The organism is Flagellimonas olearia (genome assembly GCF_009184425.1).
Taxonomy (GTDB): domain Bacteria; phylum Bacteroidota; class Bacteroidia; order Flavobacteriales; family Flavobacteriaceae; genus Flagellimonas; species Flagellimonas olearia.
In genome coordinates, this window is record NZ_WELG01000001.1 from 514,885 (window position 1) to 535,281 (window position 20,397).

19 protein-coding genes are annotated in these 20,397 nt (G+C 44.3%); 16 read left to right on the forward strand and 3 right to left on the reverse strand.

Going from position 1 to position 20,397, the window contains the following annotated elements:
• Positions 1–146 precede the first annotated feature (146 nt).
• From F8C76_RS02070 to F8C76_RS02120, 11 genes are all read left to right on the forward strand, one after another.
• Entirely contained in the window at positions 147–467 is a 321-nt protein-coding gene (locus tag F8C76_RS02070; RefSeq protein WP_249042336.1) for a helix-turn-helix domain-containing protein, read from the forward strand.
• Complete coding sequence (locus F8C76_RS02075; protein ID WP_152130250.1) at positions 461–1,762, forward strand: type II toxin-antitoxin system HipA family toxin; 1,302 nt, start codon at positions 461–463, stop codon at positions 1,760–1,762. Before F8C76_RS02070 ends, F8C76_RS02075 begins: the two co-directional genes overlap by 7 nt.
• Before the next feature lie 22 nt (positions 1,763–1,784).
• Complete coding sequence (locus tag F8C76_RS02080) at positions 1,785–1,994, forward strand: hypothetical protein (RefSeq protein WP_152130251.1); 210 nt, start codon at positions 1,785–1,787, stop codon at positions 1,992–1,994.
• Positions 1,995–2,272: 278 nt separating this feature from the next.
• The gene (locus F8C76_RS02085) at positions 2,273–2,560 is read left to right on the forward strand and encodes a hypothetical protein (protein ID WP_152130252.1); all 288 of its coding nucleotides are present in this window, start codon (positions 2,273–2,275) and stop codon (positions 2,558–2,560) included.
• Complete coding sequence (locus tag F8C76_RS02090) at positions 2,560–2,844, forward strand: hypothetical protein (RefSeq protein WP_152130253.1); 285 nt, start codon at positions 2,560–2,562, stop codon at positions 2,842–2,844. The genes F8C76_RS02085 and F8C76_RS02090 overlap by 1 nt, the downstream gene beginning before the upstream one ends.
• Positions 2,831–5,239: a TraG family conjugative transposon ATPase gene (locus F8C76_RS02095; protein ID WP_152130254.1), complete on the forward strand. Its 2,409-nt coding sequence runs from the start codon at positions 2,831–2,833 to the stop codon at positions 5,237–5,239. The genes F8C76_RS02090 and F8C76_RS02095 overlap by 14 nt, the downstream gene beginning before the upstream one ends.
• Before the next feature lie 98 nt (positions 5,240–5,337).
• Positions 5,338–5,841 (forward strand): conjugal transfer protein, encoded by a 504-nt coding sequence (locus F8C76_RS02100; protein ID WP_249042380.1) that lies wholly within the window; start codon positions 5,338–5,340, stop codon positions 5,839–5,841.
• Positions 5,841–6,680, forward strand: a complete 840-nt coding sequence (locus F8C76_RS02105; protein ID WP_152130255.1) for a hypothetical protein — start codon at positions 5,841–5,843, stop codon at positions 6,678–6,680. The genes F8C76_RS02100 and F8C76_RS02105 overlap by 1 nt, the downstream gene beginning before the upstream one ends.
• 11 nt (positions 6,681–6,691) lie before the next feature.
• A complete protein-coding gene (locus tag F8C76_RS02110) occupies positions 6,692–7,318 on the forward strand; it encodes a conjugal transfer protein TraK (RefSeq protein WP_152130256.1) in 627 nt (208 codons plus the stop codon).
• Complete coding sequence (traM, locus tag F8C76_RS02115) at positions 7,299–8,231, forward strand: conjugative transposon protein TraM (RefSeq protein ID WP_170283948.1); 933 nt, start codon at positions 7,299–7,301, stop codon at positions 8,229–8,231. Before F8C76_RS02110 ends, traM begins: the two co-directional genes overlap by 20 nt.
• On the forward strand, positions 8,228–9,019 hold the full coding sequence (locus F8C76_RS02120) for a DUF4138 domain-containing protein (RefSeq protein WP_152130258.1): 792 nt from the start codon (positions 8,228–8,230) through the stop codon (positions 9,017–9,019). The genes traM and F8C76_RS02120 overlap by 4 nt, the downstream gene beginning before the upstream one ends.
• Before the next feature lie 118 nt (positions 9,020–9,137).
• Here the strand turns inward: F8C76_RS02120 and F8C76_RS02125 are convergent, their stop codons facing one another.
• On the reverse strand, positions 9,138–9,785 hold the full coding sequence (locus tag F8C76_RS02125) for an HPP family protein (RefSeq protein WP_152130259.1): 648 nt from the start codon (positions 9,783–9,785) through the stop codon (positions 9,138–9,140).
• A gap of 238 nt (positions 9,786–10,023) precedes the next feature.
• On the opposite strand from F8C76_RS02125, the gene F8C76_RS02130 reads away from it, so the two are divergent.
• Both F8C76_RS02130 and aqpZ read left to right on the forward strand, forming a co-directional pair.
• Entirely contained in the window at positions 10,024–10,251 is a 228-nt protein-coding gene (locus tag F8C76_RS02130) for a hypothetical protein (RefSeq protein WP_152130260.1), read from the forward strand.
• A gap of 270 nt (positions 10,252–10,521) precedes the next feature.
• Positions 10,522–11,208 (forward strand): aquaporin Z, encoded by a 687-nt coding sequence (gene aqpZ / locus F8C76_RS02135; protein WP_152130261.1) that lies wholly within the window; start codon positions 10,522–10,524, stop codon positions 11,206–11,208.
• A gap of 178 nt (positions 11,209–11,386) precedes the next feature.
• On the opposite strand, the gene F8C76_RS02140 is transcribed toward aqpZ, so the two are convergent.
• A complete protein-coding gene (locus F8C76_RS02140) occupies positions 11,387–12,121 on the reverse strand; it encodes a LytR/AlgR family response regulator transcription factor (RefSeq protein WP_152130262.1) in 735 nt (244 codons plus the stop codon).
• Positions 12,122–12,132: 11 nt separating this feature from the next.
• A complete protein-coding gene (locus F8C76_RS02145) occupies positions 12,133–13,926 on the reverse strand; it encodes a tetratricopeptide repeat-containing sensor histidine kinase (protein WP_170283949.1) in 1,794 nt (597 codons plus the stop codon).
• A gap of 168 nt (positions 13,927–14,094) precedes the next feature.
• Here F8C76_RS02145 and F8C76_RS02150 point away from each other — a divergent pair, with 168 nt between their 5' ends.
• The 3 genes from F8C76_RS02150 (at position 14,095) to F8C76_RS02160 (ending at position 20,396) form a co-directional block, all read left to right on the forward strand.
• Entirely contained in the window at positions 14,095–14,571 is a 477-nt protein-coding gene (locus tag F8C76_RS02150; protein WP_152130264.1) for a PspC domain-containing protein, read from the forward strand.
• 619 nt (positions 14,572–15,190) lie between these two features.
• A complete protein-coding gene (locus F8C76_RS02155) occupies positions 15,191–16,681 on the forward strand; it encodes an AraC family transcriptional regulator (RefSeq protein WP_249042381.1) in 1,491 nt (496 codons plus the stop codon).
• Between the two features lie 184 nt (positions 16,682–16,865).
• Entirely contained in the window at positions 16,866–20,396 is a 3,531-nt protein-coding gene (locus F8C76_RS02160) for a T9SS type B sorting domain-containing protein (protein WP_170283950.1), read from the forward strand.
• Position 20,397: the final 1 nt, after the last annotated feature.

Consider the following 20,397-nt stretch of genomic DNA (forward strand, 5'->3'; position numbering starts at 1 on the left):
TATGTGTTTTTTTTATTTAGTGATGGTAAATACCAACTAAACATTAATTGAGAAACTATTTTATTTGTATATTTGTTGGTAAATACCATCGTTAAGTGGTATTAAATGTTTTAGTGATGGGAAATACCAACAAAAATTGGGTTCAAATGTCAGATACTGCCATAATGGAACAGATTGGTGGCTATATCAGGCATGAACGCCAACAACAGCAAAGGACACAGGCCCAGTTGTCCGAAATGGCAGGATTGAACCGATGGACGATCAGTCAGGTTGAAAACGGGGAATCCATATCCCTGACAAGCCTGCTACAGATCCTAAGGGCCTTGGATAGACTCCACGTTCTAGATCCTTTTGAATATTCGGATGAGATCAGTCCTTTGGCCTATGCCAAACTCAAAAAGCAAAAAAGACAACGGATCAGGAACAACCCGACAAAGGCTTCGGATAAAGAGGATTCGGGATGGTAGATGTAGCGGAAGTACTGATATGGGGGGAATTGGTCGGTGCCGTCCGCTGGGACGAGTCGGAACAGCTGGGCTATTTCGAGTATGACCCCAAGTTTCTACAGAAGAAGTGGGACCTGTCCCCAATCAAAATGCCCATAGCCCAAGGGGCACGGATCTATAGTTTCCCGGAATTACGCAGGGGCCGCCACCAAACCGAGGATGCCTTTAAGGGATTGCCCGGACTATTGTCAGATGCCCTTCCTGACAAGTATGGGAACAAGCTGATCAATATTTGGTTGGCCCAGCAGGGAAGGCCGGAAAATAGTATGAACCCTGTGGAAAAACTCTGTTTTATAGGGAAAAGGGGCATGGGGGCATTGGAGTTCGACCCAGCACAGATCAAAACCGGAACAAGGAGCTTTTCTTTGGAGCTTGACGGCTTGGTCGAGGTCGCCAAGAAGATGCTCAATGAACGGGAAGGTTTTTTGACCAACTTGAAAAAGGATGAGGAGAAGGCCATGATGGAGATTTTGAAAATAGGGACCTCTGCCGGTGGGGCACGGCCCAAAGCGGTCATTGCCTATGACCCCAAGACCAAGGAGGTCAGATCTGGACAGGGCAATATCCCCAAGGGATTTGAACACTGCCTATTGAAACTCGACGGAGTGAGTGGGGAGCAATTTGGGGAAAGTTCAGGGTGGGGACGCGTGGAATATGCCTACTATCTGATGGCCAGGGATTGTGGTATTGAGATAAGTGATAGCCAATTGTTGGAAGAAAATGGCCGTGCCCATTTCATGACCAAACGTTTTGACAGGGAGGGTAATGAAAAGTACCATGTCCAATCCCTTTGTGGAATCCAGCATTATGATTTCAACGATATGCACGGCTATAGCTACGAGCAGGTATTCCAGACCATGCGATTATTGCGCTTGACCTATCCGGAGGCGGAGCAGATGTTCCGAAGGATGGTCTTCAATGTACTGGCCACCAATTATGATGACCATACCAAGAATTTTTCCTTTATCTTGAAAAAGAATGGGGATTGGAGACTGGCCCCTGCCTTTGACCTGTGTTTTTCCTATGACCCGACCAACCACTGGGTGAACCAACAGACCTTGAGTGTCCATGGGAAGAGAATGGATATTGGAAGGGAAGATCTCATGTCCATTGCCAAGGCCAATAATATCAAGAAAGGGGCACGGATCATTGAACAGGTCAATGACACGGTCAAATCCTGGGGAACCTACGCACAGCGTGCCATGGTCCGGGTGGATTTAAGGGACCGTATCCATAGGAATCTGAATACGCTATAAAACAGGACTACATCAAAACACTATGTTGGAAGATGGATTTAAATCCGTAAGGTACAGTGCTATCTTGGGGAACTTACGGGACAACGGACATTTGGAAGAGGCCGATATCAAAAGGTTGTTGCACAACTATATGACAACCCAACGGATAGATTTTGAGGGAATCCCCAATGAAAAGGCAAAGATTGTCACAGAGGCCCTTATTGACAATTACCATCGGATCATGGGCAGTTGATTCCTTGTCCTGGAATCTGATTGAGGGGACTGATAGAGTGAGTATATTGACCCATGTTACGCGGATTTGACGTTTTGGGTCCGGTTCTCCTTGCTTGTCTTTTTGGCTTATCCACATAGGTCTATCGTTTTCCATAGGATTTGATATGCATTCCTGGCAAAGGAACCTATTCTTCCTCATTTAAAATGATATTCACAATATATTGATAAACAGTAATTTAGGTGATATAAGTAGTACTTTTCGAATAGCTAAAAAAGCAGTTATCAAACGCTTGTACTATGAGAAAATCACTACTGACAACCTTTGTTGTCTTATTTGCTTTACATTCATTGTTTGCCCAGATTGGCGGTATTGAAGATTCGGTCAATGAGATTTCCGATACCATAAGGGCCATTTTTCCCATCATTCTAGGGGTCATCTTTTTGGTAGGGTTCCTTTTCAATGCCGGACACTTCTTTGGGGAAAATGCGGACTTGAAAAAAGGGATTACCCGGGTCTTGGTCTTTGTGTTGATCGCGGGGGCAGTAGTGGGCATCTTTACCTATCTCATCGGAATCGTGGTCTGATGAAAAGGTTCGAGGTCCATAGAAATATTCGAAAACGAGCCATGGTCATGGGACTCTCCATCCCGCTTTTTGCCCTGATGATGGTTTCGGTGGTCTGTACTCTTCTGATCATGATTTTTTCCTTCAATCTTGGTGTCATCGTTGCCCTGCTGTTTGCCAATGTCCTACTCTATGGGACATTGGTGCAGTGGGTGAGAAGACCGTTTTATTTGGGGACTTCCCGCAGGTTTCCAAAATCCTTGAGCCATAAAAACATAACCCCATTACCTTATGGAGCGGATTAACATCAAAGCGCAACATCCCATCCTGGATATTCAGAACCATATGGTGTTTGCCAATAATGGCAATGTGGTACTGTGTTATGAAGTGGGGCTCCCAGAAATTTATAGCCTATCCGAAAGGGATTTTGAGACCCTACACGATATCTGGTTCCAAGCCTTCAAGTCCTTACCTGTGGGAACGGTCATCCAAAAGCAGGATACCTATCAAAGGAAGAGCTATGACGCAAAGCCACTCCCCAAGGACTCCTTTTTGCAAAAGGCCACTTATTTGTACTTCCATGGGAGGGAACATTTGGTGCATCGGAGTTTGTTGTTTTTCACTTTGCCCTTGGACCGAAACCTCAATGCGACCAAATATGTCAATCCCTTTCGGAAAATGGATAAGGGACTCCATCGCAAAGTGGATGCACAGGTGGCCGAGTTCATCACTGCTGTCACCGATGCCGTTACCTTTCTCAATAATGGGCAGGGATTGGAAGTAAGACCTCTTGCGCCTGAGAAAATCATGGACATCAGTGATGCCCATTTCAACGGATTCAATGAGGGTTTTGATACGGATTTGTTATGGGGAAAGGGGGCTATCCAGATCGGGGACCATTATTTCGATGCCATGGCCATCAACAATGAAACCTGTTTCGGGGAAACTGTACAGAGCAGTAAGCCCAATGAACGCTTCAGCTCGGATGGGTTCAATTTTCATATGGGTTTCCTGGACGGTCTGGGATTGGAATTTGGGGAAAACCATATGGTCAACCATATCCTGTACCTCGATGACAAACACAAGTGGCGCAGAATTCTTGACAAAAAGATCGAAGAGCTTGGCAAGAGTTCCAATTTTGGTTCGCAGAACAGAGTGGTCCTTAGAAAAATAGAGCGCATTCTGGACCAGATCAATTCCGACGATGCCTCACGAATCATACGGGGACATCTCAATATCGTTTTTTGGCATCCGGAAACCGGACATCTTAAACGGATAGCTTCCAAGGTCAAGGCGCAGTTCAAGGAACTGGACATGGTGCCGTACCATCCCAATGGACAGGAACGGTTGCACTATTTCCTGAACACCCATTTTTGCCATGCTACCCATTTTTCCAACGAAGACCTCTATGTCACTGATCTTAAACATGCCCTATGTCTCTATATCAACAACACCAACTACCGTTCGGATGCCCAAGGGGTCATATTCAACGATAGACAGTACAATGTACCTGTGGTCAAGGATGTCTGGGATGAGGACAAAAAGCGCATCAAGGCCCGGAACTTTGCCATATTTGCCCCGACCGGGGAAGGAAAGTCCTTTCTGGCCAACAATATTCTTCGGCAATACTTTGAACAGAATGTCCGGTTGGTCCTTATCGACTTGGGAGGCTCTTATGCCAAGTTTGCCAAACTCTATCCCAATGAGTATGTGATCCTTCGGTATGAAGAAGGAAAGAACTTGGGTATCAATCCCTTTTATATTGTGGATGAATCCGATCTGACCCCAGAACGTCTGGAGGATCTGTCGATCTTTCTTTTGGAACTGCTGGCTGAAAACAAGGTGACCAAATCCAAGGAGGTCGCCATTAAAAAGGTATTGTTGTTCTACTACAGATCGGTCCGGTCAGGGCATTCACTGACCTCCCTTTACCATTTTGTGGATGCTCATAAGGACACCTTGGTCACGGAGGTGCAGGTGGCCGAGGCCGATTTCAATGTGTATGGTTTTTTGCATATCCTATCCGAGTATGTGGATGGGGGGCTGTACAGCGCTCTGTTCACGGTGGGGAACGACCAGGCCCATAAGTTGGAGGATAAGCGTTTGATCGTCTTTGAACTGGACGAGGTACGCGACAATAAGGAAATCCTCTCGGTGATGCTCAAGTTGATCAAGTCGGCCATCCAACGTACCATATGGCAAAACCGTTCAGAGCGGGGTATCATCCTTTTTGATGAATTTGCGAAACAGTTGAAGTTTCCAAATGTGCTCGAGAGTGTTGAATTCTATTATCAGGCTATCCGGAAACAGAACGGGGCCATTGGTATTATTCTGCAATCCATCAACCAATTGCCCGAAAACACCACTGCGGCCAGCATCTTGGAGAATACCCAGGTCATCTATAGCCTTCGCAATGAAAAAGGATATGGGGACCTTAAACGTAGGCTCAATCTATCGGACCATGACCTTGATCAACTCAACTCCATTCGGAACAACCTGACCGGGGATGGAAAGTATACCGAGTTCTTTATCAAGATCGGGAGGGAGAGCAACATTTTTCGATTGGAGGTGCCCCCTGAGGTCTATGCTGCCTATCTCACGGATGGGAGGGAGAACCAGGCCATCATACAGAACTATGAACGGACCAATGATATGGAATTGGCCATCAAAATATTCCTAGATCAAAAAGAAAAAGCATAATGAAAACCACAGCACAAAACTTTTGGAACCGTTTCCCTGCTTCGGGATGGACCCTTTTATTGATCCTTTTACTGTCAGGCCGTGCCGGGGCCCAAGGGATGCCGGTGTATGACAACACGAATTTTATCAGTATGACCAAGTCCCTTGTGGAGTCGGCCAAACAGACTTCGGAACTCTTGAAGACCGTGGAATTTTTGAAGGAGCAGAAGGAGAACATCGTCAAGGTGAACAATACCATCAGGCAATTGAAAGCGTTAAGGGAGCTGACCCGAAACAATGAGATCTTGTTCCATGCCGTCCAGACCGATTTGCGGGAGATTCTGGGCTCCCCCTATATAAAGGCCCATGAAATGGAGCGAGTCTCCGGTTCCTTTGAGCAGATCATGGATCAAGCCATGGATGACCTGGATTTTGTCAACCAGATCCTCTCCAGTAATCTTTTGAAAATGACCGATGCCGAGCGGACCGCCATATTGATGGAAAAGAAGGTACGGTCACAAGAAATGGTGGCTGAACTGGAGATGAAGACCCGAAGGTACCGGGAGATCATTTCCTTTCGGAAGATGCAGGATATCGTCAACAATAGGGAAAGGATATACTGATGACAGGGTTCTTTTGGGGCATAGGGTTGGAGTATGTGGACGCGGTCTTCCAGACCATCAAGGACAGTGACTTTTCCCAATACACTATGGTGGGAATGAAGACACTTGCCATACTTTTCTTTTTGATCAATGTCCTGAAGAAGTACAATGAGGGTATCGCCTCGACCGAAGGGCATACTTGGGGGCTTACCCCTACAGAATTGGCCAAGAATTTTATGGTGGTACTTTTGGTCATTTTCTCCACAGAGCTCTTGAGTGTGTTCGATGGTATTTTGGTGGCCATTGAGACACAGTATCGGGACACGGCTCCGGCACTCCTCCCATTGCAGCTTCAGGATGTGGATCTGGAACGGGATGTGGGTGCCTTGGAAGCCGCCAAAAAAGCTATGGCCCTCTTATATGAGGCCTTGGTCACACCCTTGTATGGATTGAAGGTATTGGCCTTTATTATAGGGGTCGTACTGTGGTTGTTGGATTTGTTCATCTATCCCTTGTTCCTGGCCGAACGTTATTTCCTTTTGGGTATCATGCAGGCCTTCTTTCCTTTGGTGATCAGTCTGGCCGTATTCGAAAGATTCCGACCCTTGGCCTACAACTATTTCAAGCTTTATACAGCAGTTTATATGCTGGTCCCGGCCTTCTTTTTGGTCAATGTCTTTGTGAACAATCTCTATACCGAGATCAGTACCAATTTTTGGGAGAATCTTTTTGGTTTTGATTGGGGGAGTGAATTCTTTGCTCCGATCATTGAGATTGGCACCATTGGATTTATAGTCTTTTTAAAATTTAAGTTGTATCGACGGGCCACGAGTTTCACCTTTCGATTGTTCACCGGATAAAATTCAAATGGATGAAAACACCTTATAATCATATACAAAAATTGTTGCGGTTGAACCGATGGGTAGTGGTTTCTGTGGTCATATGCTCTGGAATGGTCAGTGCCCTATCGATTGTTTTGATGGCCCGGATGCACCGGGAGACCTTGGACCATGCATTTGTGGTCAACGGGGAAGGAGAGATAATACCCCTTAGATGGGCAGAACAACGGGAGCAATTGGAAGTTGAGGCCCTTGCCCATCTGGAATTGTTCCATAGGATGTTCTATGGGGTGGATGCCGATAGCTATAAGCGAAACATGGAAAGGGCCCTGTGGTTGGGCAATGCCTCGGTCGCCAATGTCTTCCAACAGAAAAAGGCCGACGGTTTCTACAACCGATTGTTACAATATGCTTTGGTGCAAAAGGTGGTGCGGATCAACTCCACGGTCAAGGTGGGGCAAGAACCATATCGATTTGAGACCCGGACCATGATCCGTATCCATAGGGGGGCGGTGACCGACACCTATGAGTTGATTACCACTGGACAGTTGATCCATGTGGAACGGAGTTTTCCCAATAATCCCCATGGTCTATTGGTCACTGATTTTTTTGAAAATACATTACAAAAATTGGAAAGCTATGAAACTACAGAAGAATAAAACGGTCTTTGTCCTGGTTCTTACCTGTGTGATCCTGTTTGTGGCCTTGTACGGTATGATGACCTTTGGAAAGGAGAAAAAGGAAGTTTTGAAACCGGATCGTATACCCATGCCGGATTTGGAAGAGATGCCAAAGGAGTATGGAACCAAACTGGAAGCCATTGAGGCCATCAAGAAAGAAAGGGAGGTCATTGTTCCCCAAGTCTATCCCGACCATATGGTTGATGAAAAGGGCTATTTCAATCCAGATTACATGGAGTTTGAAAAGCAGCGGATCATTGACAGTTTGTTTGCCTCTAGGAAGTTTAATGTAAGAAAGGACCCAGTTCAAGGTGTGGAGTTGGGTACTTCCAATTTGGGAGCGGGAGTGATGGAAACTGTATCGGAGAACGAGGAAGGGAAGCAACAAGTATCGATGCAAGAATTGACACTGTCCCATCAACTTTTTTTTGCTTCGAATCCGATCACTGTGCAAAGGGTCAATACCTCCTTAAATGAAAAGGGAGTATTCGCCTTTGTGGATGGGGCCCAAACGGTCAGGGGAGGTCATCGTTTGGTATTGCGGTTGGCAGAGGATGTCCAAATCAATGGTAGAATCGTTACAAAGGGAACACGCTTCTATGGGTTTGTCAAAATGAGGCCCAACCGGGTGATGGTGGACATTGCCAAATTAGGCGATCATATAGTAACGATAAAGGCCCATGATCTTCAAGATGGACAGGAAGGGCTTTACATGGAGAACTACATAAAGGGTGAACTCATGGAGACAAGTAGGGATGGGGCCCTCAAAGAGGTCAACCTGCCGGGATTGCCCCAGTTAGGTGGTATCAAACGAATCTTCCAACGAAACAACAGTGCCGTAAAAGTGTTCGTAATGGATCAATATCAGATTGTATTAAAATCAAGACCATGAACATAAGGATTTGGGCACTAAGTGCCGTTGCTTTGATTGGTTCCAAGGGCGTATGGGGGCAAAGGGCCTTGGATACCCTGTATACCAATGAGTCCATGAATGTTTCACTTTTCTTTCCGAACCCAATCAAACAGGCCGTAACGGGCCATAAAAACTTTGTCTTTTCCTATGATAGGGAAGAGGCGGGTCATTTGGGGCTGTTACAGGGAGTGGAAGGAGTGGAAAGTAATCTTTTGGTGATCACTTCCGATGACAGGGTATATGCTTATGTTCTTAAATATGCAAAGGTACTTTCCCAATTGAACCGCTTCATCTGCAGTGAGGAGGGAATAGGGAATGTATGGCCCCAAAAGGAATTACAGGTCCAGCATAATACCATGGTACCGTCGGTTTCCCATTATGACACGGTTTGCATGTCGTTACTCGATAGAAAACCAAAGACCATGGTGAGCAAACGTAAAAACGGCATACGGTTTCGATTGGAGGATATGGTCCATTATGGACGGGAAGTGTATCTGGTCCTTGAGATCAAGAACCGTTCAACAATCGATTTTGAAATGGGCCACTTGGAGGTGCTACGGGTCAGTGGCAATAAGAAAAGAAGGTCTGCCTACCAAGAAATTTCCATGGTACCCAGTTATGAATATGATCGCCCCGTTAAAATCAAACAAGGTGAGACCAAGCGCTTTGTCCATGTACTGCCCAAGTTTGTATTGGGCGATACGGAACATCTGAAGATAATACTCGGAGAGTTGCATGGGAATAGGAGGGTGGAGCTCTTTAAATAGACGGAACACATTGGCGATTGGTGCATCCGAATTGGAAACGGAATGGAACTTTAAAAATGTAACAGTCTTGGTTTCGATAGGTTGGAGTTCAGGTTCCGGAACCGTTCCAACATGCTCCCTAAGGTCCGAACTTGTTTTTCTGTAACGGATTTGGCCACTGTCTCCGTTTCACTGTGTTCCAAGCAGGTTTAGCCACTAATTTTACCAAACGTAAGAAACGTCCATCCGCTGGGTATCGGCGCTCTGGTGTTAGGTTGTTGAAGGTAAGTGCCACCAGAAACATGATAAGGACACCACTGAGAACGGGGAAAATTACATACCAATAGCCCAATCCGATTATTTTTTCAGAACCTATTACGGCAATCAGGGCCGTGGCGCCTCCTGGGGGATGAAGGGTCTTACTGAGCTGCATGGCAAGAATTGAAAGGGAGACCGAAAGTGCAGCGGCCAACCATAGGATGTCCCCAAAAAACTTACAGATGGTAACACCGATGATGGCACTGATCACATGCCCCCCAATTAGGTTTCGAGGCTGTGCCAAAGGGCTATGGATGGCCCCGTATATTAAAACACCTGTTGCACCAAATGACCCTATGAGCAATATATTATCGGATTGGTCCAAATAGTGACTTTGAATGGCCCCAATGCAGGCAATCCCGATAAATGACCCCAAAAACGACCAAAACAACTCCTTGGGCTCTACTGAGGTTTCTTTGTAAACTATATACCTTCCAATACGAAGTCCTCGTTTAATGTTACTTTTCATAAGTGCTGCCAAAGATACGGTTATGCCTTTGGAGAACAACAGTGAATAGGATGATATTGATAATGAATACCCTCAGTTTTGTTGTGATAGTAACAATGCATGGTGACCTTTGACTCAAGTATACATCATCTTAGTCTTGTCCTGACCCTAATTCTGTTACGAACAATTGGACAATTCCTGAAAAAGGATGAAATTCAGCTTGAATTATTGGGTGATCAATATAATGCACTGAGGTACTATGAGTGTAAAATATATAAGAATCTTCGTAGATGAACTGGTGATTATTGCCTCGTTGGATGGAACCATATACAGATGTGTTATGGAATCTTCCAAGAATGACTTGGATATGATGGAAAGCCTTTCCCCGGATTTACAGGAACTATATACAATTACTGTCACCATGGAAGGAAAAGAGTATTGTGATATTAAAATCAGGAATATCCTATCCATAGAAAGAATGAATTGACCCTTGGTCATTCAGTACTGTTAGGTGATTTTTTAAAACGTTCGACAGATCCATTCCACTGCTTGAAACCTTATTTTGGAATTCCAGCTAAATCTGACTATTCTCTTTCTGTTTTTCAATTTTGTTTTCAGGAAATTTCCACAGTAATTTATTACTTTAGTGATTGGACTGCCAATTACAAGTTCCCTCCCCAATTCTACAAAGCCACTTATTTTATACTGTTGCCTATTGGCCTAGTGATGTATACCATTAACTTTATATACATAACACATGAAAAAACTAGTAGCAGAATTTATCGGAACCTTATGGTTGGTACTTGGAGGATGCGGGAGTGCTGTCTTGGCGGCTGCATTTCCAGAATTGGGAATCGGATTTGTTGGGGTCGCCTTTGCATTTGGATTGACCGTGGTGACTATGGCCTATGCCATTGGACACATTTCAGGATGCCACTTGAACCCAGCGGTTTCCATAGGGTTTTGGATGGGGGGGCGTTTTGATAAAAAAGAACTCCTGCCTTACATTGTGGCCCAAGTGTTGGGAGGAATTGCCGGAGCAGGTATCCTTTACTTGATTGCCAGTGGTAAGCCCGGTTTTGAGATGGGAGGGTTTGCGGCCAATGGGTATGGGGAACATTCCCCTGGAGGCTATGGTCTTTTGGCGGCACTGATCACGGAAGTGGTCATGACATTTATGTTCATCATCATCATCTTGGGGGCAACGCATTCTAACGCGATCAAGGGATTTGCCGGTTTGGCCATTGGACTTGGATTGACGCTTATCCACTTGATAAGCATACCTGTAACCAATACATCTGTGAATCCTGCAAGGAGTACAAGTCAGGCCCTGTTTGTCGGGGATTGGGCACTTGGTCAATTGTGGCTGTTCTGGATAGCACCAATAATCGGGGCCGTTTTGGCTGGCATTGTATATAAGTTTCTGTCACCTGAAAAAGGATAGGTTACAAAACAAACCGTATAAATGTCATGGAGGAGATCAAGTAGGTATATTTCTGAACTACTTTCATTGAGTGATGTTGCAGGCCAGATGTATTTTTTGTCGGCCTTGTCGATATAATGATATAGGAATGGCCCTTTCCAAGTATGAGGTGTGGGGGGATATATTCTATTGTTAAGGTTTAGATCAAACTACATGCCTTAATGAAAGATTCCCTTCTACGTGTTGAAACTTCAAGTCTTTCCCCATTGTCAAGGAGCGCATAGCCATCCCTATGGTAGGAAGTCACATATCTCAAATTGATCAGGTGCGAATTGTGCGTCCTAAAAAAATTATGGCCCACCAAGAGTTGTTCAAAATGTTTTAGGGTTTTGGAGGCGGTATGTTTTTTACCATCCGATGTAAAAATATGGGTGTAGTTGATATCGGCTTGGCATCGTATTATGTCAGTTGCCACAAGGAAAAGGTATCCATCCTTATGGGGTACACTGATTCTTTTTGGATTGTGCTCTGTTGAAATGTTCGAGAGAAGGACATTGATTCTTTCATGAAGTTGTGCTTGTTCGGATTTTTCCATGGCCTTTTGAAATGCATATTCAAAATCTTCCCGATCTACTGGTTTTAGGAGATAGGCAATGGCCGAAAACCTAAAGGCCTCAATGGCATACTTTTCATAGGCTGTAGTGAAAATCAAGTTGAATTCCCTATAGGATACCGATGCGAGCAGGTCAAAACCGGTTTTATCATGGAGTTGTACATCCAAAAACACAATATTGGGATGTAGTTCATCTATGCCTTTTATGGCCTCAGAAACAGTATTGAAACTTACAATTTCAAGGATTCCGATATGGGGTTGGAGTAGGTGGACCAAATGGTCAATACAGTGCTGTTCGTCATCAACAATAGCTACAATCATGTTTTTTCTATTTAATATAACAGCTCAAGGGGAAGGCTTATTTCAACTTGGGTCCCCTTATCTTGGCCTTTATCGATAATTTTTAGCTTGCCATTGGTGTTCTTTTGTCTATTCAGAACTTCCAGCCTACTTTCCGTAATGGCAATCCCAAACGATTTCTTTTCCATGGGCATTCCTCCATCTGCCCATCCCCCCGATCCATTGTCATCAACCATACACACCAGCATGTTTTCCTTTCTACTGATATCGATTAAAATTCGACCATGGGTACTTTTTGGTGTAAAACCATGCCAAATACTGTTTTCAATAAATGGCTGTAATAGCAAAGGGGGCACCAGTATGTTTTGGATATCTAGACCTTCCTCTATCTTTACGGCATAATCAAATTTCCCTGGCTGTCTTTTGATTTCGACCTGAAGATATAAGTCAAGGAACTTTAAGTCCTCATCCAATGGTATTTCCTTGAATTCTGAGTTCTCAAGAACGGTTCGCATCAATTTGGCGAACTTGGTAAGATACTCCATTGCGGTGTAGGTGTCGTTCTTCAAAATGTAATCCCCTATAGAGTTCAATGAATTGAATATAAAGTGGGGATTCATTTGGGCCCTTAATGCCTTAAGTTCAGTTTCAGAGACCATGGCCCTGAAATCGGCCTCTTTTTTTTGTTCGAATGCATCTCTATGCCTTTTGTACAACAAGAATCCAAAAACTGAGGCCAATAGGAGACTTCCTCCACCAAAAAGGTAGGCTCTTTTTAGAGTGGTCTGTCTTTCAATCTCCATTTTTGTCGTTGACCTTTCTTTCTCAAAATTGAATTCAAGTTCCTTTTTGTTGATTTCTACCCTCCTGTTCTGTCCATTAAGGCTGTCCTTCAGTACGGAAAACCTTTTATGGGCCTCTAGGGCTTGTGCAAAATCCCCTTTGGCAGCATAAATATCCGCTAGTGATCCCCAAGCCGATTTCTGTAGAAATAGGTTTCCTTGGGCATCGCTGAGTTCCAATGCAAGATGGGCATACTTCTCGGCCTTGACATAATCATGGTTTGCCAGATAGGCCATGGACGCATTGGCATAAGCCGTGGGCCTTACAAATTCGATCCCATATGTCTCGATTAGGGTTATACTTTTCTCTGCGCAAATGAGCGCGGAATCCACTTGGCCATTCCGGCCATAGATCAGTGATAGGTTACTGTATAGGTTGGCCTTGTATGTAGGGTTCGTCTTGACCTGCTCCAAACGCAAAGCCCTGTTGTAAAAATATATTGCCGAATCGGACTGCTCCTGCGAACCATATATATTGGCTATGTTCGCGGTGGCGGTAAGTTCGAGGGACGTATCGTGTTTCAATACCTGTTTGAAATAACGAAGGGCCTTGCTGTATTCCTCCTGCTCATAATATAAGGTCCCTATTCCCCCATAAATGCTCCACCCAAAGGATTGTAAACTTTTGTTCCTCTCGATCAGGGAGAGGGCTTCATGGTAGAATTCTTGGGCCTTATAAGGATTGGAAAGTGAATATTGGTAAATAAGGGCCATACGCTCATAGGCCTGCATGGTTCCTTTATCATATCCGATTTGCTGCGATACCCTCAGAGTCCCTTTGACAAAGTCGAGCAACGTGGTATCAGATGGATTGGCAAAAAGGGCTTGTTTTACATAAAGGTTTCTTAAATCAACGGTTGTCGTATCCTTCCCGTTTTGGGTTTTCAACAATTGGGTAAGGGAATCCAGCTCTTTCTGAAGCTGTTGCGCAGAGGAATTCTGAACAATGGCGACAAAGGCAAACATGCACAGGATACATTTCATAAAAGCCATTTTTTAGGCCAATGCCATGGGATTATGAAAGTACACAATTTGGCAAAAAATAGCTGACCCCCGGCACAAAATAAAAATATACGGGCATGGGATCAATACCAGTTTTGGGCAAAGGGAGGTTCTCTTAGTTTTGAACCACTATCAGCCCAAAATATCAGTATGGATTCAGAAAACATTACAGGATTTTTTACCCGTCCCGAAAAATCAATTTTGGGAGTTTGTAGCACGGTTAGCAATGCATTAAAAATTCCCACAGTCGGAATAAGGGTGGCATTGATTGTCTTGACCCTTCTTTTCATTCCTTTAGGACTAATTGCTTATTTGGGACTTTATCTTGTCTTTAACAAAAGAATGGGCAAGATGGTGACCTTTGGATTATTGGGTGCGTTGTTGGGAATTCCGTTGAGTTATTATTTTCAATCCGGCATCATTCAAAATTATGGGGGCAACGGTGGTGTGCTTAATTATCTGAGAAATTTCATTGCCATGGTGGATGAGTATGACAGATATGTTGGCAACGGTTGGGATGTTGTTTTCAATATGTTTTTGAGCATAATTGTATTTGCTTTGGTTGGAGGTGTGATTGGGTATTACTTGGATAAGCATGGAAAAGTCAACAATAAGCCACTTAAATGATCATCTTGGAGAAAGTACCTGTATATGTTGTTCTACTGAACCAAAGATTTCTTTGAAAATATTCCTGCTTTAATTTTTGGAATCGTTTACCTGAATTTTACCAAGGACAATGGCTTTCTAGGGAATCAATGTGCTAGGTATTGGACTATAACATGTTTTCAAAACGGACCAATAATCGGGAGCGTTTTGGCAGGTACTATATTTAAGTTTCTTTTGCTTGAAAAGGTGTAGATTACAAAACAGAGCATACCTCTGTCATAGAGGTGATTGAGCACTCATATTTCCTAAGCTTGTGTGAAGTCTATGGACGCTCCGACAGTCACGAAGGTTAATTCCTTAAGTGGGTCGAAAGGATGGAACGGGAATAAAAAGCATCCAATTGAAATTTTTAGCAGAGATTTCAAATCAAATATATTCAAGTAGGGAAGTGAACTCAAAGGATTGAAATCTTTTAGATAAACGATTACTTTCTAAGAATTTATGAAACGAAATGTAAACCTTATATTTTTGTACACTAGAGCAGAGTGTATTGTTTAGACGTTTCACACTATATTTAATCATTTTTGTTTCCATTCTATGGGCTCCTCAGGCCGTTTCCCAAACTGAGGATGAAGTGAGAATGGAACAAAAGGCCAAGACTTATCTTGAACTTTTACAGGAAGCCTATCGCAAAGGGGATTATCACCTTCACAGGCAGTACAGTGATTCCTTGTTTGTTTATGCACAGGAAAGGGGTTTGGGCATCATGCAGGTCAAGGCCTTGGTCAATCAGGCCATTGGTGATAACATACAGGGAGATTACCAAAGGGCCATATCACTTTATCAAAAAGCTCTTGAGGTTTGTAAAACCATTCCAGGGGATGTGCACCACCAGACACTGGTGTTGGTCAATTTGGCCAACACCTACAGTAATGTGGACTTGCACGACAAAGCCATTGCCACAATGGAACAGGTGCTCGAACAAGCGGACAGAACCGAAAAACCCGACCTCATGCGCGTAGCCGCCTTAAATGGTCTTTCAAAGAGTCATTCGTATTTGGGGAAGGAGGAAGAGGCCCTGGTGTATGCAGAAAAGGTAAAGGAGTTGGGAAACCAAATGAAAAACGAGAATATTGTATTGACAGGCATAAACCATATTAGCAATTCCCATTACAAATTGGGGGATTATGAAAAGGCTGTTCATGTGGCAAAACAGGCCTTTGGTTATGAAGCTTTCAAGAGACCGACCAAGACTAGGGCCTGGATCTTGATCAATTTGGGAACCGCGTATCTAAAACTAAGGGATTTTACCAATGCCAAGATCTATTTGGACCAGGCACTTCAGATTGCCGAAGACCAAAACATAAACGAAATACAGATCGTATGCTATGAGAATTTGATTGAAGTTTACAAGAGTATTGGAAATAGTGGGGAAATGGTCAAAATGGAACGCTTGTACGCGAATGCCAAAATCAACTCATTGGACAATGAAAAGGCGGCCGTTGAAAGTGATCTTCGAGCTGAAATAAATGATAAGCAAAGAACAATTTCCGAGCAGGAAGAACTAATGGACATGTTCAATGTCTACCAAAATAAGATGATATGGATGGTCTTGCTTTCCATAATCCTTTTTGGAGCCTTGTCCTGGACCTACATAAGGATAAAGAGGGACATCAAACTTGAAAGTGAAAGGTCTAAGGATATCGCTGTTCCTTTTGGGGATGTTGAGAATGAAGAGTTCATCATGCAGCAAGAGAAGTACCGGAACTCTTCATTGTCTGAGAGCGATAGGGCAAGATATAAAGAGAAAGTTTTGGAACTCATGGAAGAGGATAAACCCTATTTGGACACCAATTTGATGTTGGGGGATTTCGCCAGAAAAGCTTCCATGAGCAGCCACCACTTGTCTGAGGTGCTCCATTTTGGATTCGAGAAAAACTTTTATGGGTTCATCAATTATTATAGGGTGATTCATGCCCAGGCACTTCTGAAAGATCCAAAAAATAATAATGTTAAGATGCTCGCCATAGCATTTGAGTCGGGTTTTCAAAGTAAGACCACCTTTTATAGGGTATTTAAGGCCCAAGTGGGCGTTACCCCAATGGAATATAGAAAGCAAAACCGACTCTGATAATCAATTAGTTATAGAAAAACAAGTACCATTCCATTGGGTGGAACCGCTCTTATGTTGAATTTGAGTTCTTTTGGGACACCAATCTTCAAGTCTCCCCAATATGATGTCAAGCAGAAAATCATGCCCTCTGCGAAATCAAGATTTAGCACTTCCATTATCTATAACGGCCAACCCCTTGTCCTTGTCAAGAATTTGGGTGTTGGCCATATTTCTTTTTCTATCGACACAGGTCTTATGGACGCAGATTTATGTCTCACCCAATGGAAATGGAAATGGAAGCGGTACCTCATGGGCCAATGCCTCTACTTTGCAGGATGCCGTGATCAGTACCCCGGCCAACAGTGAGATTTGGTTGCGACAAGGAACCTATCCTCTTACGGAGACCATACTGATCAATACCACACTACGGATATTCGGAGGGTATTCGGGAACAGGGAGCCAAAGAAACCCCAATGCGTTCCCCAGCATCATCAATGGTCAAAACGCCGTAGTGATGGTCCAAACTCGGTTCAGTTCTCAAAACACCTTGTTCGACGGTATTTCCTTTGTAAATGGGTATTCAAGACCAGGGGGGGTGGATGCGGCCGATGTTATCAGTGGAGGAGCAATGTATATTGCTGGCCACGGCACAAGGATCAACAATTGCATTTTTAGGGACAATACCTCTGAAAATAGGATAGGGTCGGGGGCCATTTATCTTTGGAACGTTGATAATATAGTTATAGAGAACAGTCTTTTCGAGAATAATAGTGTCCTTCAAAATGACCATGATTATGGGAACATTGGCGGTGGTGCCATGCATATAAGATTTGGTTCCAACAACAGGGTTGAAAATTGTAGGTTCGTCAACAACACCTCCCATTATAGTGGTGGGGCCATTTACGCTTGGGGAGAAAACGCCCAGATAGTGAATTGTCACTTCGAGGGCAATTTTTCAGATCAGCGTGGAGGGGCCATCTATGTGAACTTTGATGATGTCCATGTATCCAATTCCAGTTTTTTGAATAATTCGGCCAGGGGCCTTGGGGGGGCTATGTGCATAAATACCGACGGTTCAACCATCTCAAACTCCATGTTCGCCCAAAATACTTCACAGGACAATGGCGGTGCGGTATACAATGGTGGGAGGTTGTCGGTTTCCAATGCACTGTTCAATGGCAATACCACGACCTTGCTGGGCGGTGCCATTTATAGTAGAAGTGTTCTGGAGGTTGCCAATTCCACCTTCGTGTCCAATAGCAATACGGCCATTGTTCATCCAAGGTCTGCGTCAAATAGCTTTACGACCTACGAAACGAACATATACAATTCCATTTTTTATGACAATGCCCCGGGGAGCATTTCCGGTATGGTGCTCTGGGCGGATGTGGATAAGAATTCAAATGCCAACGATGAGAGCACCAAGGATTTTAGAAGGAACATGTTCCAGGAGAACACCTTTGTGGGGAATAACCTATTGGGTATCGACCCAGCTTTCCAGAATTTTTCCGGTGGCAATTTTCGGCTGGGTGCGATGAGTCCAGGGATAGATTATGGCAATAATGCCCTGTTCAATGCGGTATCCACGATCCCTGCCGGATCGGCAATGGATTTGGATGGTAATCCGAGGGTGTTTGGGGCAAGAATGGATTTAGGGGCCTATGAGCGACAGTCCGCTTCCACACTGACAGTGCCCAATTGTGTTTCGACCTTATCGCCAATCAACAATGCGATGGATGTTCCTTTGGACAGTAATGTTTCTTGGAATGCAGTAAACCTAGCCATTGGCTATCGTATATCCATTGGGACCACATCTGGGGGAAGTGAAATTGTGGACAACCAACAGTTAAGTGGCACGGTTTATAATCCAATCTCTGATTTTGATTTGGATACCACCTATTACGTCAGGGTGATCCCATACAACACAATGGGCAATGCGACAGGCTGTAATGAGTTCACTTTTACTACCGTATCGTCCGTAACCGTGCCTACCTGTACCCTCTTATCAAACCCTTTGGAGGGGGCAACGGATGTCCCTGTTACAAGCGACCTGAACTGGACAGCTGTCGCAGATGCCATAGGCTATCGCTTACGAATAGGTACCACCCCAAATGGAGATGAATTACTTTCGTTGACCGATGTGGGGAATGTGGGTACCTATGATCCGCTTGTGGACTTTCCGGAAGGGGAGGACATATATGTCCAGGTCCTACCGTACAATGTTCAAGGCAGCGCAGTAGATTGTTCAGTGGAAAGTTTTACCACCGAGACTTTGGCCCAGGAACCTAACTGTAGTACAATTACATTGCCTGTACATGGATCCACCAATGTAAGTGTGTCAACAGATATAAGTTGGACCGAAGTTGACAATGCAGATTATTATTTGGTAAGCGTTGGGACAAGTTCCGGTGGAACGGACATAACGGACCGTGTTCAGGTGACAGGGACGAACTATGACCTTACACAGGATTTGGAAGAAGGGACAGACTATTTTGCAACGGTGGTTCCCGTGAACAGCATGGGTCAAGCATCAGGGTGTACTGAAATCAGTTTTAGGACCGAGGTCCCGGCAACGGTTCCTGACTGTACAACGGTCACTGTGGAGCAGAATGGAAATGATATTCATATCACTTGGGGAGCCATAGACAATGCCGATGATTATTTGGTCACCATTGGTTCCTTATCCGGGGGAAATGACATTTTTGATTCGGTCGTGACGGGTACATCGTTTACAGATTCCATTTCGCTCAGTGAAGAAACCACATACTATCTGAATGTTATCCCCAGAAATGTATTTGGGCCGGCAGAGAACTGTTGGGAAGTTATTTTCACCACAGGAGTTTGGTCAACAATACCTGATTGTACCCCAATTATATCGCCCATGGACGAATCCATAAATGTGGGTGTCTCAACAGATATAAGTTGGGCCGAAGTTGTCAATGCGGATTACTATCTGGTAAATGTTGGGACAAGTTCAGGTGGAACGGACGTAGTGGACCATGTTCAGGTGACAGGGACGAACTATGGCCTTCCAGAGGTTTTGGAAGAGGGGACAGACTATTTTGCAACGGTAGTTCCCGTGAATAGTGTTGGTCAAGCATTAGGGTGTACTGAAATAAGTTTTAGGACCGAGATCTCCACAATTGTTCCTGAATGTACGGACATTCTTAGTCCAAGCCATGAAAGTATGGATATGGGTTTGAATCCCTTGATCAGTTGGGTCAACGTTGATACGGCAGAGGGTTATTATCTGTCCATTGGGACGAGTCCGGGCGGTACGGAAATAGTGGACAACGTACAGGTAGAGGGTACATCCTATCAGGTTTCCGAACGGCTTGAAGAACAGTCAACCTATCATGTGGGCATAGTACCCTACAATGACACCGGTAGGGCAATGGGGTGTCAGGAAATAAGCTTTACCACAATGGGTAGTACACTTTTTAAATCTAGATATGGGCTTTCGCCCAATGGTGACGGCAACAATGATTTTTGGAACATTCGGGGGATTGAAAACTATCCGGATAATGTGGTCTCAATTTACAATAGGTGGGGGGATATGGTTTTTCAGGTTGACGGTTACAATAACAGGGACAAGGTGTTCGGTGGTGAGGCCAATAGATTATCGGGTATCGGGGCCGGAACCTTACCAGAGGGTACCTATTTCTTTCAAATCGAATTGGGAAATCTGGAGGTGTCTGGAAGCATGAGGGGATTTTTGGTTATAAAGCGATAGG